General features: G+C 43.3%; 12 protein-coding genes. 7 read left to right on the top strand and 5 right to left on the bottom strand.

The genetic code is table 11. The features are described 5' to 3' along the window. Positions 1–212: 212 nt before the first annotated feature. Both HF312_06745 and HF312_06740 read left to right on the top strand, forming a co-directional pair. On the top strand, positions 213–782 hold the full coding sequence (locus tag HF312_06745) for a hypothetical protein (GenBank protein ID MCU7519899.1): 570 nt from the start codon (positions 213–215) through the stop codon (positions 780–782). 58 nt (positions 783–840) lie between these two features. Then, positions 841–1,623 carry a DNA/RNA non-specific endonuclease gene (locus tag HF312_06740; GenBank protein ID MCU7519898.1) on the top strand — a complete coding sequence of 261 codons (783 nt, stop codon included), beginning with the start codon at positions 841–843 and terminating at the stop codon, positions 1,621–1,623. A 49-nt stretch (positions 1,624–1,672) separates the two neighbouring features. Here HF312_06740 and msrB read toward each other — a convergent pair whose 3' ends face one another. Together msrB and HF312_06730 are read right to left on the bottom strand one after the other, a co-directional pair. Next, complete coding sequence (msrB, locus tag HF312_06735; protein MCU7519897.1) at positions 1,673–2,749, bottom strand: peptide-methionine (R)-S-oxide reductase MsrB; 1,077 nt, start codon at positions 2,747–2,749, stop codon at positions 1,673–1,675. A 233-nt stretch (positions 2,750–2,982) separates the two neighbouring features. Continuing rightward, on the bottom strand, positions 2,983–5,964 hold the full coding sequence (locus HF312_06730) for a T9SS type A sorting domain-containing protein (GenBank protein MCU7519896.1): 2,982 nt from the start codon (positions 5,962–5,964) through the stop codon (positions 2,983–2,985). Positions 5,965–6,659: 695 nt separating this feature from the next. Between HF312_06730 and HF312_06725 the strand changes: the two genes are divergently transcribed. Further along, positions 6,660–7,037 (top strand): hypothetical protein, encoded by a 378-nt coding sequence (locus HF312_06725; protein ID MCU7519895.1) that lies wholly within the window; start codon positions 6,660–6,662, stop codon positions 7,035–7,037. A 23-nt stretch (positions 7,038–7,060) separates the two neighbouring features. Here HF312_06725 and HF312_06720 read toward each other — a convergent pair whose 3' ends face one another. Then, positions 7,061–7,489, bottom strand: coding sequence for an NUDIX domain-containing protein (locus HF312_06720; protein ID MCU7519894.1), 429 nt, complete (start codon positions 7,487–7,489; stop codon positions 7,061–7,063). A gap of 74 nt (positions 7,490–7,563) precedes the next feature. Then, a complete protein-coding gene (locus tag HF312_06715; GenBank protein ID MCU7519893.1) occupies positions 7,564–8,349 on the bottom strand; it encodes a 2-oxo acid dehydrogenase subunit E2 in 786 nt (261 codons plus the stop codon). 215 nt (positions 8,350–8,564) lie between these two features. On the opposite strand from HF312_06715, the gene HF312_06710 reads away from it, so the two are divergent. Together HF312_06710 and HF312_06705 are read left to right on the top strand one after the other, a co-directional pair. Beyond that, positions 8,565–9,257 (top strand): DUF998 domain-containing protein, encoded by a 693-nt coding sequence (locus tag HF312_06710; protein MCU7519892.1) that lies wholly within the window; start codon positions 8,565–8,567, stop codon positions 9,255–9,257. A gap of 415 nt (positions 9,258–9,672) precedes the next feature. Then, positions 9,673–10,722 (top strand): methylated-DNA--[protein]-cysteine S-methyltransferase, encoded by a 1,050-nt coding sequence (locus HF312_06705; protein MCU7519891.1) that lies wholly within the window; start codon positions 9,673–9,675, stop codon positions 10,720–10,722. A gap of 71 nt (positions 10,723–10,793) precedes the next feature. On the opposite strand, the gene HF312_06700 is transcribed toward HF312_06705, so the two are convergent. After that, positions 10,794–12,599: a carbon starvation protein A gene (locus tag HF312_06700; protein MCU7519890.1), complete on the bottom strand. Its 1,806-nt coding sequence runs from the start codon at positions 12,597–12,599 to the stop codon at positions 10,794–10,796. Positions 12,600–12,881: 282 nt separating this feature from the next. Here HF312_06700 and HF312_06695 point away from each other — a divergent pair, with 282 nt between their 5' ends. Next, on the top strand, positions 12,882–13,625 hold the full coding sequence (locus HF312_06695) for a radical SAM protein (protein MCU7519889.1): 744 nt from the start codon (positions 12,882–12,884) through the stop codon (positions 13,623–13,625). Between the two features lie 193 nt (positions 13,626–13,818). Continuing rightward, positions 13,819–14,625 (top strand): polysaccharide deacetylase family protein, encoded by an 807-nt coding sequence (locus HF312_06690; GenBank protein MCU7519888.1) that lies wholly within the window; start codon positions 13,819–13,821, stop codon positions 14,623–14,625. Positions 14,626–14,678 lie beyond the last annotated feature (53 nt).

Raw genomic sequence — 14,678 nt, 5'->3', positions numbered from 1 at the left:
AAGTAAAAGAAGGAATAGTCTAAATGGTTCAGGTCCGGTTAATGCTGCAGGCCTGCAAAATGTCAGGCCTGCAAGAATAGCATTCCTCAGCTGGTAGTATAAACCCGGAATTCTTCCTTTCTTATTATCCTCTGCCTATATCTTAAGAATTGACATAAAGCATTTTATTTCCGAAGTTGCAGGCACACTCTAAAACTGCTTTGGGGAATAAAATGGAAAACAGAAACGGCCAGCTTGCATTGAAAATCTTCATACAGGTTTTCGTTTTTCTTGTCATCGGTATTATACTTTTAGGCTCCGCAGTTGCCAACCCGTCCACTACTCTTTTTACTTACTCTATGTATGGATTTTCAGCAGTTATATTTTATCATCTGCTGGTGAATAAGGGCATTAAGGGGCTTATTACCGGGGGGCTGTTTCTTGTATTCATGTTAAATGTCCTCTTCAGTCAGCACTTTGAAATCCTTCATTTTGTAAGAAACCTCCTCTGGTATATCCTGATCGGAATTATGGCGTTTTTCATCAGCCGCAATGAAAAGGACAAACCGGCGCTTTATATTGTGGCTTCCTGGTTTGCAGGTTTTATTCTTGTATACATAATAATGATATTGACTAACATTTATGTGTTCTCGTTTTATAATCTAAACGAATATACCTCAGTTATGTTTTATATTCTGCAGGCTGTAAAGATCGGCGGTGTGCTTGGTGCCGGAGTTGGACTTGGGAAGATTTTGGCCGATTTTCTTTTCCAGGAAAAACTTGATACGGCAAAAAGTGAGTGAAACAAAAAATAATACCAGTAAATTTCTTTTTTAATAATCTGTAAAATTCGGAAAATAAATGAACTATGTGTTTACATCTCTGGTGCTGGCTTTATTCCTGGTTTCTTCTGCCATTGCGCAGGTATTCAACTATCTTCCTTATTCCCGCGGCACGGAGATTATAAGGCACACGGCTTTTACACTTTCCTATATCGAAAAGTATGAGCAGCCCGAATGGGTTGCCTACAAGCTTACGCGCGACATGCTTTCGGGACCGGCCAAACGCACAAATAAATTTACACCTGACACGCTTGTTCCGACCGGTTCAGCTACGGCAAAGGATTATGAAAAGTCAGGCTACGATAAAGGGCACCTTTGCCCTGCAGCCGATATGAAATCATCTCCGGTACTCATGAAGGAATGCTTTTATATGTCCAACATGTCGCCGCAGGAGCCTGCGTTTAACCGCGGGGTCTGGTCTAAGCTTGAGGATCTGGTTAGAACCTGGGCTATGCAGGATAGCCTTCTCTACATTGCAACGGGCCCTGTATTCCGGGACAGCATGAAGTTTATAGGAAAGAAAAACCGCGTTGCCGTCCCGTGGGGGTTCTACAAAGTAATACTGGAATACAGGAAAGGGCACCGGCCCAAGGCAATAGCATTTATACTCCCAAATTTGGGAACGGGTGATTCACTCATTCATTTTACTGCAAGCATCGACTCGGTTGAAAAACTAACAGGCATAGATTTCTTCCCCGGTCTGCCCGATATAGTTGAGCACAGAATTGAGAGCAGTTTTGATCTTGCGGAGTGGAACCTGGTGCCGGTAATAACTAAAAAGGATAATTCCAAAACTCATTAGTAATGAATAAGCCTGTATAATTTAACAGTGCCTAATTGGAATTTCGGTATTACTTAAAAATCCACAAAAACTCTCCGTAGCCCTCTTTCTCCATTTCAGCTTTAGGAATGAACCTTAACGAGGCGGAATTCATGCAGTAGCGTAAATGAGCAGGCTTAGGCCCGTCATCAAAAAGGTGGCCTAAATGCGAGTTGCCGAACTTGCTGCGGACCTCAATTCTGTGCATGAAGTGCGAATCGTCCTCTTTTTTTACCAGATATCTGGGGTCAATCGGTTTTGTAAAGCTCGGCCATCCTGTGCCCGATTCGAACTTATCCGTTGAACTGAAGAGAGGTTCACCCGAAACTATATCAACATAGATCCCTTCTTTTTTATTATCCCAGTATTTGTTATCAAATGCTCTTTCGGTTCCCTCATGCTGTGTTACTTCATACTGCAGGGGGGTAAGTTCTTTCTTAATATCGGCATCAGAGGATTTTTTATATCTGTCTGTTCCCTCATCGCCCCACAATCCTTTAATGAAGCTTTCCCGGCCCGAGGCCTCTTTATACATCATATAACTGAGGGGATTCTTCTCATTGTACTGCTGATGATATTCCTCTGCCGGATAGAAAGAAGTGAACCTGACAATTTTTGTTGCAATCGGCTTCTTGAAAATGCCCGACTTATCCAGCTTTTCTTTGGATTTTTCAGCAATCATTTTCTGCTCATCGTTTTCGTAGAAAATAGCTGAAGTATACTGGCTGCCCCTGTCAGCAAATGATCCCGCGGTATCTGTCGGGTCAAACTGCTTCCAGTATATATCCAGAAGTTCAGCGTAGCTGATGACCTCAGGGTTATAAATTACCTGAACGGCTTCAACGTGTCCCGTTGTACCTGTTCCTACTTCCTCATACGACGGATTTTTTACGTGCCCGCCCGCATAGCCTGATATTACATTTTTTACTCCATCCAGATGATTAAATGGTGCGGCAATACACCAGAAGCATCCTCCTGCAAATGTTGCTTTTTCCATATCTTCTCCTGTCTGCGGCATTTCTGCATATTTCCTTTCTTTTGAGTTCGTTTTAGAGCATCCTTCGAATATCAGTAAAATAAAAATTATTAAAAATATCCCGGATCTCATACTTGTCCCTTCTTTCACGATAACATTCCAGCCGGCGCTTTCAGTACACATTCCAATAAACATTATTTATATGCCGGCACTTTTGATATAAGATAAAAATAAATTTTAACAAAACTATGCGGGTTATTTTTAATTGACTGTGAAGGCAAGATATGATTTAACGGGAAAGCGGAATTAATACAAAAAAGGGTAAGCTTTGCGGCTTACCCTTTTATAAATGGAATTGAATGAAATTATTTCACCAGGAGCATTTTTTTTATCTGTCTGAAATTGTCTTTGCCGTCAATGGAACAGGCTTCGAGAGAATAGAAGTATAGTCCTGAGGCCAGGCGTGCGGCATTGAAACTCACTTCATGGTTCCCTGCAGCTTTTGTGCTGTTTAATAGCTCACTTACGGCCTCCCCCAGTTCATTATAAATAATCAGCTTAACCCTGCTTTCCCTTGGAAGTGAAAAGCTGATAATTGTTGAAGGATTGAAAGGGTTCGGATAGTTCTGCCCCAGAGCATAAGCCTGCGGGATCTCATTCTTATATTCAACAGATGTGGGGTTCAAGCTTATCTCTCTATAGGGTGAAGATGCATAGCTGTTATATGCCTTGATCCTGTATGAATAGGTGTCTATACTTTTGGGATCTATTGTTTTATCCGTGTAGCTTGTTACATTCATTTCAACTTTTGCAATTTCGGTATAACTGCCCAGGCCCTGCTTTCTTTCAATTTTGAACCCTTCTTCATAATCTGTTTTGTCCTTCCATGAAAGCATAACGGCATTACTTGCAAACAGGGCCAGAAGGCTGTCCGGAGAGGGCATTGGTGAAATTACAAACTGATCGGTTTCGGCATAAACCAATGGGTTCTCGACGTTCATTATTTTAAGCCTGACCCTTGGACTTGCATTATCAGGAACAATCCACGTATAAATGCCCAGGGCAGCATCATACGGAAGTGCTCTTACATTTTCTTTTATAAGGAGTGTATCGCAATGGTCCGATGGGGCGGGGTACTGTGCATAACAGCTGGCAGGACCCAGCACGCTGTACTCAATTTTTATGCTTTTAATTTTATTTGCAGTCCAGGTAAGATCATAGAAGTTCCCTGCCTGCAGAGTATCGCCGGCTTTGGGATATGTTATTGTTATAGGGTTGTAGATTGTAAAAGCATTAGCTGTCTCTCCAAAAACCGTTGCATCCTCAGTATCAACGATCTTCAGCATGCATGAGTCGGAAGTTGAAATGGCAGGAACAAACCAGCTGTATGTTCCTTTAGGTGCATCGACCACTTCATTGTAGTACTTGTTAATCTTATCCCAGCTCTTTCCCTTGTCGCGTGAGTAAAACAGATCCACAGTTTTTACCAAAGGAGCCGACCATTTAATTTCCTTATAATCTGCTATTACCAGTGTGTCGGAAGCTTTACCCGGGAATAAAATTTTTGGCGTGGGCAGCACCTTAAACAGATTATCCGATATATCGTAAACTGCAGCATTTGAATTATCCCTGATCCTTATTCTGCACTGTGTGCTTGTGTCTTCTGGGACTGTCCATTTGTAAGATGCTGAAGAAGCAGATACGCTGTCAGAAATGAGCTCCCAGGAACTTCCGCCGTCTTTTGTATATTCAATTGATAGCTTACTTCCGGTAGATGCTGCGCTCCACGTGATATTATGCTCTGCCCCAATCTGCCACTTTTCTGATCCGTTGGGAGATGTTATTACAATTGCCGGTACGGCGGAATTAGTTATTGTAAAGACTCCGCTTGTATCGGCTGAGCCTGGAGAATCGGGGCTGGAAATTCTTATTATGCAATTTGCAGACGGCTTATTCGGAACAGAAAGGCTATAGCTGCCAAGGCTGCCATTGACGGGTGTCGGGGTTAAATCAACCCACGTGGTTCCGCCGTTTGTAGAAAGCTCTATGATTACTTTATCAAGGTTCGTTGTCCATGATACGTTCTGCTTTGTCCCGGCCCTCCACTGCTCAGATCCTGAAGGGGAAAGGAGTACAAGCCTTGCATCTGAATATTTCCCGAGATATGAATATTTATCCCAGGTTTCACTGCCTGCGGTAATTTTGTATACTGAGATGCAGCTGCCGTTTCCATCGGCTGCAACCGACAAGGCCTCGTCACCAAAGGTGCCACCATTCTGTTTAACCCATAGCAAATTTCCGTCTTTATCATATTTACTGATGAAGATATCAGTGCTCCCCTTACTCGTTAGCTGGACATTTCCGAAAGCCGCTGTCTGGCTGAAAGACCCGGCAGCATAACAATACCCGTTCTGATCTGTAGAAACTGCAGCCCCGGCATCGGCACCGCTTCCTCCGGCGCTCTTTACCCACAGCAGGCTGCCATCTTTATCGTACTTTGCAATAAATACGTCTGAGCCCCCGTCTCCCGTAATCTGTTTGCCGGAGAAGTTGGCTGACTGGCTGAAGCTTCCCGTAATATAACAGCTCCCATCCTGAAGAGCTGAAACTGAGGTGCATGCATCTGCCTGTGTTCCTCCTGCAATCTTTACCCACAGGAGTGTGCCGCTCCTGTCGTACTTTGCGGTGAATATATCACTTCCTCCGCTGCTTGTAACTGAAGTGCCCCCAAAGTATGCCGTTCCGCTAAAGCTTCCTGCTATATATAGCTTTCCTGTTGTGTCCGAAGAAACTGCGCCGGACGGAATCCTTTTCACCCATGCAAAGCTCCCATCGGTATTGTACTTTGCCAGATAGGAACCGTTGACTGAGGTGCCGCCAAAGGACTCTGAATCGTTGTATCCTGATGTCCCGGATACATAGCAGCCGCCAAAGTTATCTGCAGCAATCCTGGGAGTACCGGTTTCACTGCCGCCTGCTTTCTTAGCCCAAAGGAAATTTCCATCCTTATCAAACTTTGCAATAAAAACATCATATTTAACATAATCAGTCTGCAGGTTTACATTGCCGATAGTTACCTGTCCCCAGAGGTTTCCCGCAACAAAACAGTTCCCGGACTCATCAACTGAAATAGAAGTACAGTATGCTGCGCCGGGTCCTGTAATCTGCTTTAGCCAGATGAGGTTTCCATCCTTATCAAACCTGACAATAAACCCGTCATTGGATCCGTCGACCGTAATCATCCTGTCCCACATATTTGTATACACCCGGAAGTTACCGGCGGCATAAACGTCACCTTCGGCTGAAACTGCAATGCCTTTTGTTGTTAATGTGTCATCATTTCCCATATGCTTCTCCCAGCTCATTACCTGGGAAAATGTGGGTGTTGAAAAAAGAAATGTAATTAGGGCAATAACTGATATTTTAGAGAAGCTCATGCTGGACCTGTATTTATTAGAAATATTGTCGGAACAGTAGAAATTACGGCTGCATAATTTCGAAATTATTCAGTTAAATCCAAAGGGAAAATTTATGAAAAATCTGCTCTTAAGTTCATCTATCCCCAAAAACTAAAGCCTTGAATCTCTTGGCATCACTCCTTAAACTGAAATAACATGCTCATAAATCTGAAAACCATTGTGCTTTAATTAATTCAGCCGCGCCTTGCCATAACCGGACACGGCCAGGAAATGCACGGCGAGGAACTTTCTGAGGGCCTAAGCCGCATGGCGCGTGAGTTTGATAAAATTGCTATCCCCGAACACGGCAGATATGTTGACGGGAAAGAGTAGTCCCCTGATATAAATAATAAATCCTGCCCCTAAAAACGGGGCGGGATTATGACTCCCGGAATTTCTTGAAGTTCCGTTTTTGCATGCTTCATATCAAACTCCGCTATTTTGAAACGGAATAATAATTTAAGAAATCTCAGGCAAGCAGAATATAACTGGAGGGCCGGCTGCATGAAAAAACTTTTCAGCAATGTGGGTGCTTGTAATTCATTACAGGAATTTCCAATTTATAGAGAAAACAAATGGAGGAAATGATGTTTACCCGGGAAGATGATGCCGGAATGCTGAGGAAAATTGAGGCCGCAGTTATTGCTGTGTTTAAACAAAATCCATGGATGGTGGACTATACGGTAATCAATGCTCTGGAAGCCGCTATTAAACATTACAGGACGGAGCAGTACGACACCCGGGAGAGCATTACGGAATTATCGCAGTCTGAAGAGGCAGTATATAAAGGAATAAGATCTGTATGCGATTTGCAGGTTAAACAGGAGGCTTCTCATGAAATAGATATAACCGAAAGCTCCGGAAGAATTGTTCTTTTGCTTAAGACAATGCTCTCTTCCATTGAGAAGGCGGACAGGGGAAGTGACCCCCAGAATTATCTTAAGTCTGTTTCAAAAACCTAAAGAGGCATTATAAAAAAAAATCATTACCACCCGAACTCTTCATACCATAAAGGCTTTTCTGAAAGCTCCAGTGCCCGCTTAATGTAGGGAATTGTATTCTCCGGCAGTGAAGCAATGGATGCCCACAAAAGCCCGTCGCATTTGTTCACTTCCATGTTTTTTATCTCACCCTTCCACCTGTCGACAAATGCAAAGAAGTCTATTCTCTCATCGCCCGACTTCCTGTGCATAATGCCGTGAATTTTAAGATCCCCGGGATCTATTGTAACTCCTACTTCCTCCTTTGCTTCCCGTATGCCGGCCTGTGTTGCGGTCTCGCCAAATTCAACGTGACCGGCAACTACGCTGTAATTGCCGTCCTCGTAGCCCGTATTAAAGCGCCTGAGTAAAAGTATATCGTCACCCTTTCTGAAGAACAGATGAATTGCCGCCGGATATAAAGATCTTTCCAATTAATTTCCTTACTGAATATGCTTTAAGACTAAGTAAAATGTGGAATGCAAATATAAGAAAAAGCAGGGTAAGTTTATAAGCCCCGGCCGCATTCAATTGCTTTTACCAAATCGCTGATGAACCTGACCATTGGACCTCCGTCAATTACGTCATGATCGAGCAGCACGGTCATGTTTAGAATTTCACGGATCCTTATTTCATCATTAATCACTACAGGCTTTTTAATTACCGAGCTGATCCCGAAGGAAACAGGATGAATGGATGTATGAATAAACCAGCCTTTTATCTGGCCAAACATTCCTATGGAAGTAAAAGATACATTCCCCATTTTTTTATAGACAGACCTGGGATGCCTGAGCATTAATCTCCATACGGCTCTCCTGAGGTATCCCGGCAGATGGTAATAAAGCCTTTCACTCAGGCTTGTTTTTCTGTTTATTACAATGGAACTGCCTGATAATACTTCTTCTTTTGCAGATTCAATCTCTTTTGTTATATCTTGAATACTCTTTCTGTCTGCCTGTTCGATTACAAGGGGTATCGGAACTTTTGTGCCCTGCAGGGTCTTTTCAACAAGGAGCGAAACGTTTATATCCTCAAAAATGATTTTCTTTTTCTTTCCGTATAAAAATGCCGATGCCTCACTGTGCTCTTTCAGTGCCAGGCTTACGGCCTTAAGGAGCCAGCCGGTAAAAGAAATCCTGGAGCCCTGAAGTTTTAATGATTTAATTTTAAGCCGGCTCTCAGTAACATCACATTCAATTAAAGCGTACATGTGATGCTTTTCTTTTCCGATTGCGCCAACGTCGATGGTTGCAATTCTTGTGGCCGGAAATTCGCGTATGCTGTATTCTGTCATGAGTTTTATTGCCGGAAATTATTATATATTTCTGTACGAAAATATGGAAATTCCGGATAAAGTCCTATCGGGGCAGGGAAGTGAGGCCATTGACTATTAGCCGGAGTGTGGATAATTTATAACAGAGCCATTCATTGAAATAAACTAATTGCTGATTATCAGGTATCCCCAAAAAGGAATTATTGAAAACCCACAAATTCTATATAGAGGTATAAATGGAAACTGCAACAATAATCCATGGCAAAAAAGAACTTCCGTCTTTAACTGTATTGAAGGCTCTTCTCACCTGCGGGATACTCTATCCCTTGCTTTACATATTTGCCGATATTCTGGGAACACTGATCTATGAAGGCTACGATTATACTTCACAGAATATCAGCGAGATTCTTGCAATTGGTTCGCCGGCAAGGCATGTCGTCCTTCCTCTTTTTAATTTTTCGGACCTTCTGCTGCTTGCTTTTGCAATCGGCGTTTTTGAATCAGCCGGGCAGAAGCGTATGCTGAAAATAGCTGCAGTCCTTCTAGCCTTTTGCGCAATAACAGGCGCCCTAACATCTTTGTTTTTCCCTATGAACCTCCGTGATGCCCCGAAGACATATTCCGATACAATGCACATAATTTTAACCAGTATTCTGGTGCTTATCATACTTGGTTCAATAGGAACAGGGGCCTCTGCACTCGGAAAACAATTCAGATGGTACTCAATCATCACAATTGCAGTGCTGTTCACCTTTGGTGCACTTACAGGGATGCAGGGCCCCAGGATCGGGACCGGAGCGCCCACGCCATGGATGGGAATAACCGAGCGCGTTAATATTTACGGCTACGTAATATGGGTCCTGGTCTTTGCGGTTAATCTCCTGCGGAATGAGAATGAGAAAAGAGAAGAGATAAAACTGAATCTTTGAGCCAGGCCCTCTTTAGTGAAGCCATTTATAATTATGGCCCCGGCTTAAGTCCGGGACCTTAATTATTATCCTGCTCCGGGAAGTTCTGTATCTCCATCCGTGATAATACTCCAGCAAGAGGAGTAAACAAATTCTATGCTCTTTTAATCTGTACTGGCGGATGGACATCTTTCTTCCTGCCAATCCTGAATGCCAGTAAAGATGAAATTACAATTGACCCCATATAGATAGCCAAAAAGCAGTAGATGAAGACTCATTCGGATTTTACAGGTAGCTTTTGCTGTCAGGGAGCCTAAAGAAAAATTAAATAAGTGATAAATTTTCGGTGGATATGTAGCCCCGGGTTAGATAAATTTATCTAAAAGATATTGACCGGTTTTGGCAAAAGTAATTCTTTTTGGAAGCAGGTGTTAAAATGAATGATCTGACTTTGGATAATGAAGTAATGTACCAGGCGCTGCTGGATAAAGACAGCAGGTATGAGGGGATATTCTTTGTCGGCGTAAAGACTACAGGAATATTCTGCCGCCCAACATGTACGGCAAGAAAACCGAAAAAGGAGAATACCGAGTTTTTCAGTACATGTAAAGAGGCCCTTACAAACGGCTACAGGCCCTGCAGAATATGCCACCCTATGGAGCAGAAAGGGGACGTGCCGGATTATATAAGGAAATTCCTGAAAGAGCTGGAATTAAATCCGCATGTACGGATCTCTGACTCGTTTATCCGTGAAAGACTTATAGATCCCAATAAACTCCGCAGATGGTTTAAGAAAAATCACGGAATTACTTTTCAATCCTACCAGCGCCTCTTAAGGATAAACAGGGCAATAGGGAATATTAAATTTGGCGATAATGTGGCTGAGGCAGCAATGGAAAACGGATATGATTCTCTGAGCGGATTTCAGGAGGCGCTTAAAAAAGCTGCAAATATCACCCCTAAGGAAAGCCAGCATAAAACAGTAGTGACAATGACAAGAATTGCCACAAAGCTTGGGCCCATGATCGCCGGTGCAACAGAAGAGGGAATTTGCCTTCTGGAATTTGCAGACAGAAGGATGATTGAGACTGAACTGAAATACCTGGAAAGAATTCTTAATGCAGTGACCCTGCCGGGTGAAAGCACATATTTCAAGGAGCTGAAAAAAGAGCTGGATGAATATTTTGAAGGGGTAAGGAGGACGTTTGATCTCCCGCTTGTCCTATCAGGATCGGACTTTCAGAAAAAGGCCTGGAAAGCACTCCTGGAAATTCCATACGGAGAAACAAGATCCTACAAGCAGCAGGCAATGAAAATTGGATTTGAGAAGGCTGTAAGGGCAGCAGGGCGTGCAAACGGTGAGAACCGGATTGCCATCATAATTCCTTGCCACCGCGTAATTGGGGAAAACGGAAACCTGACCGGCTATGGCGGAGGCATATGGAGAAAGCAGTGGCTGCTGAAGCATGAGAAGGAAAATAAATGAACCAGACTATTAAAAATAGAAATCCCGGCAGACAATACCGGGATTCATTAAACTGATTCAGCAATCAGAGCTTACTTTGCCTCTTCCGCCATCTGCTCAATCTCTTCCCTGAGAGTCCCGGGCTTTTTAAGGAGCATCCTGCGCCACTGGATTATGCTCTCAATAAGAAGCCATACAACCATCAGTATCAGAGCTGCCGAGAGGCTGGCAAGCAGATATAACTCTTTGGGCAGATAGTTTGAAAATATATTTATGAATGCTGCCGAAAGCGTAACTACAGTTACCAGTACCATGGGGATCAGCGTAATCCATATGTACTTCTCTTTCCCGGTCCTGATTAAGAATGTAGTTCCTACGGCAAAAGCTATAATTGCCAGCATCTGGTTTGCAGTCCCAAATAAGGGCCAGATTGTAGATACGTTGCCTGTGTAAAGCAGGTAGCCCCATGAGGCTGAAATTGCAGCCGAGAAGAAAAGAATATTGCCCCACCTGTTTCTGTGCGCCAGTGGTGCCCATGCATGCCCGAAGAGATCCTGCAGTAAATACCTTCCAATTCTCGTTCCGGCATCAATTGTTGTGAGTATGAAAAGAGCCTCAAACATGATGCAGAAGTGATACCAGTATTTCATCAGAAAACTCAGTCCCGGAATCTTATAGAAAACATAAGTCATACCAACTGCAAGCGAAACCGATCCGCCCGGCCTTCCGGCAAGATTTTCACCAACCAGCGAAGAAAGCATCGGAAGCTCTGCGGGATTCATGTGCAGCTTGTCGAAAACTGCGGGAAGCGAATTTATTGCAAAGTAATCTGATGTCGGAAGAACTGTTGCGGCTATTAAAGCCATGAGGCCAACGAAGGCTTCAAGGAGCATGGCACCGAACCCTATGGGCAAAATGTCCTTTTCACTGCTTATAAGTTTCGGCGTGGTGCCCGAGCTCACAAGGGAGTGGAAACCGGATAATGCGCCGCATGCAATAGTAATGAATAAAAACGGGAATACCTTGCCCGGAATAACCGGCCCGCCGCCTCCTACAAACTGTGTTACAGCCGGCATCTTAAGGTCGGGATGTACTATGATTAAACCAATAGTAAGTATAAAAATTACACCCAGCTTCATGTACGTACTTAAATAATCCCTCGGCAATAGAAGTAGCCAGACGGGAAGCGCTGCTGCCGTGAACCCGTAAATAGCCAGAATGACCGAAAGCTCCTTATCGTTAAAAGTAATAATCTTTGCCCACGCCATCTGCTGAACAAACGGTCCTGCAATGACGCCGAACATGACTAAAGACATGCCGATAACTGTTGCCTCTCCGATTTTCCCCGGCCTTAAATACTTCAGGTAAATGCCAATTAAAATGGCAACGGGAATTGTGAACCCCACGGTAAAAGTGCCCCATGGAGAATTCTTCAGCGCGTTTACTACAGGAATTCCAAGGCCTGCCATTGAGATTATGAGAATAAAAATTACGGCAAAGGATGTCAGGAGTCCTATCCTTCCGTTAAGAAGTGACTTCGCAATTTCGGCAATCGACTGCCCGTCGTGCCTTACGGAAGCGAACAGGATTACCATGTCATGGACGGCTCCGGCAAATACAGCTCCAATCAGTATCCAGAGCGTGCCGGGAAGATATCCGAACTGTGCTGCAAGTACAGGTCCTATTAGAGGTCCGGCGCCTGCAATTGCGGCAAAATGATGGCCTAATAAAACGAGGCGGTTGGTAGGGACGTAATCCCTTCCGTCGTTATGAGCTACAGAAGGGACCTTTCTCTTTGGGTCGACTACAAGGACCTTGGCCGCTATAAAGGCACCGTAATACCTGTAAGCAATTATAAGTATAAGAGCAGCTATAATAATAAGTACGACCGAATTCATATAAACTCCGTCTATTTTCTAATTTGGGAACATCAGTCTTAGAGAAAATCCCGTAGAATCAGAGCCTGGAATTGCCGGCAGTTGATGCGGAATAATAAAGAACAGTACAACAAAAATAATAATTAAATATAAAAATGTCAGACAAAATTCCGGCCTCGCGGGCTCTTTTCCAAAAGATGAAATTGTGCCCGAAATGTATTGTATTAATTTTACATGATGTATATTTTTCAATTGGCTTAAGAAGAAAATAATTCACAGGCGGTTAATGCGTGAGGCTGTTATATGATTATTCGTGAAATAAATTCAAAGTCCATATTATCCCCATCAAAAATTTATAACTATGTCATAAACCCATATGTGGGCTGTCAGTTCGGCTGCAGGTACTGCTATGCGCGTTATATGAAGAAATTCACAGGGCATTCGGAACCATGGGGCGAGTTTGTGGACATCAAGATTAACGCTCCGGAACTGCTTGCAAAAGAAATTAAGAAAAAGAAGAAGGATCAGGTTTGGATAAGCGGCGTGTGCGACCCGTATCAGCCGCTGGAAGCAAAATATAAATTAACCAGGCAGTGCTTAGAAATACTGGCCGGTAACGACTGGCCTGTCGTAATACAGACGCGTTCAAAATTGGTCCTCAGGGATCTTGACATAATAAGTAAGATGAAGGACTGCCACGTGGGACTGTCAATAACAACGGCAGACGATAAAATCAGAAAAATATTTGAGCCTACGGCAACTCCGATTAAGGACAGGATCAATACACTGAAGGAACTTCATGATGCGGGCGTCAGGACTTATTCAATGATTGCGCCCATATTGCCGGGCGCTGAAAATCTTATTGAAATGCTGGAGGGAAAAGTTGATTATATTTATGTCGACCGTATGAATTACGATTATGCCAATGCTATTTACAGGAAAAATAATTTAGAAAGGTATTTGGATGATGAATATTTTGAGGCGGTAAGCCAGGACATTGCCGCTAAGGCACGAAAATCGGGTATAGATTGCCGCATAGTTTTTTAATGTGCCGGTGTGTGTGGGCAGAAAAGTATTTCCCCCGGAAGCTCCCCCAAAAAGCCAGCCCATTTTTATCCGGATCGGGCTGTGGCATAAATAAAAGGTATTTTGTAGATTAAGGCCTTAAGTTTATCGAATTGATCAGAAATTAGAAATCCATATTCCCGGAAAGCAGTTTCCAGTCAGGATAAAAATACCGATGCGTCAATTCAGCACAATACATACAATCATATTGTTAATTGCTTTAACATATGCTCAGAATTACTGCCAGCCTAACAGCATAGCTGATTACAAAGGTCCCAAAAAATCTTATGAAAATACTCTCCCCATAGTTATCGGGTTCGATGACAATTATATTGACGAATGGTATAAAATAAGGGATACTCTTAAATATTACGGAGTTAAGTGCACATTCTTTGTATCCGGGTTCAGCATGCTTAACAAAAGGGAGATTGAAGAGCTTAAAACCCTTCAGAAGGAAGGCCATGAGATAGGATGCCATTCAAAAACGCATGCTGATGCAGAGAGCTATGTAAACAAATATGGAATAGATAAATATATTGCAGATGAGATTATTCCTGAGATAAAGGCAATGGCCAGGTCGGGCATCCATCCGGTTTCATTTGCTTATCCCAACGGCAGCAGGAATATGAAGCTGGACAAAGCGCTTCAGGATTACTTCAAGGTCATTCGAGGAATAACGCTGTATCCGAGACCGCAATTTAATCAATCCAACATTGTAAACGGGCTGGGTATAGACGATAATTTCTTCCCGATTGACTATATATTCAAAGAACTTGAGCGCGATTATAACAAAGGGCAGTTCGTAATTTTGTTCGGGCATACGCCGACAGTAAGGCCGTTTGCAGCCCCGCGTTTTTATACCAGCATCGACAGGCTTGTTAAAATTATCCGGAAAGCTAAAACCCTGGGTTTCAGGTTCTGCAAAATTTCGGAGCTCGCAGCGCCCTCGGGCGGCACATCATTGGCCTCCAAAACCAACTAGCTGGATTTATTCAGGAAAAGTGAGGAGATTTAGCCGGAGCAGGACCCCTTGGG

The sequence above is a fragment of the Ignavibacteria bacterium genome (assembly GCA_025612375.1).
Taxonomy (GTDB): domain Bacteria; phylum Bacteroidota; class Ignavibacteria; order Ignavibacteriales; family SURF-24; genus JAAXKN01.
The sequence above is the reverse complement of the archived record's forward strand: the minus strand, read 5'-3'. Positions and strand labels throughout refer to the sequence as shown.

Excerpts from the sequence above, each read along its gene's own strand:
- HF312_06745 (MCU7519899.1), top strand. The coding sequence starts at position 213 with ATGGAAAACAGAAACGGCCAGCTTGCATTGAAAATCTTCATACAGGTT.
- HF312_06740 (MCU7519898.1), top strand. The coding sequence starts at position 841 with ATGAACTATGTGTTTACATCTCTGGTGCTGGCTTTATTCCTGGTTTCT.
- msrB (MCU7519897.1), bottom strand. The coding sequence starts at position 2,749 with ATGAGATCCGGGATATTTTTAATAATTTTTATTTTACTGATATTCGAA.
- HF312_06730 (MCU7519896.1), bottom strand. The coding sequence starts at position 5,964 with ATGGGAAATGATGACACATTAACAACAAAAGGCATTGCAGTTTCAGCC.
- HF312_06725 (MCU7519895.1), top strand. The coding sequence starts at position 6,660 with ATGATGTTTACCCGGGAAGATGATGCCGGAATGCTGAGGAAAATTGAG.
- HF312_06715 (MCU7519893.1), bottom strand. The coding sequence starts at position 8,349 with ATGACAGAATACAGCATACGCGAATTTCCGGCCACAAGAATTGCAACC.
- HF312_06710 (MCU7519892.1), top strand. The coding sequence starts at position 8,565 with ATGGAAACTGCAACAATAATCCATGGCAAAAAAGAACTTCCGTCTTTA.
- HF312_06705 (MCU7519891.1), top strand. The coding sequence starts at position 9,673 with ATGAATGATCTGACTTTGGATAATGAAGTAATGTACCAGGCGCTGCTG.
- HF312_06700 (MCU7519890.1), bottom strand. The coding sequence starts at position 12,599 with ATGAATTCGGTCGTACTTATTATTATAGCTGCTCTTATACTTATAATT.
- HF312_06695 (MCU7519889.1), top strand. The coding sequence starts at position 12,882 with ATGATTATTCGTGAAATAAATTCAAAGTCCATATTATCCCCATCAAAA.
- HF312_06690 (MCU7519888.1), top strand. The coding sequence starts at position 13,819 with ATGCGTCAATTCAGCACAATACATACAATCATATTGTTAATTGCTTTA.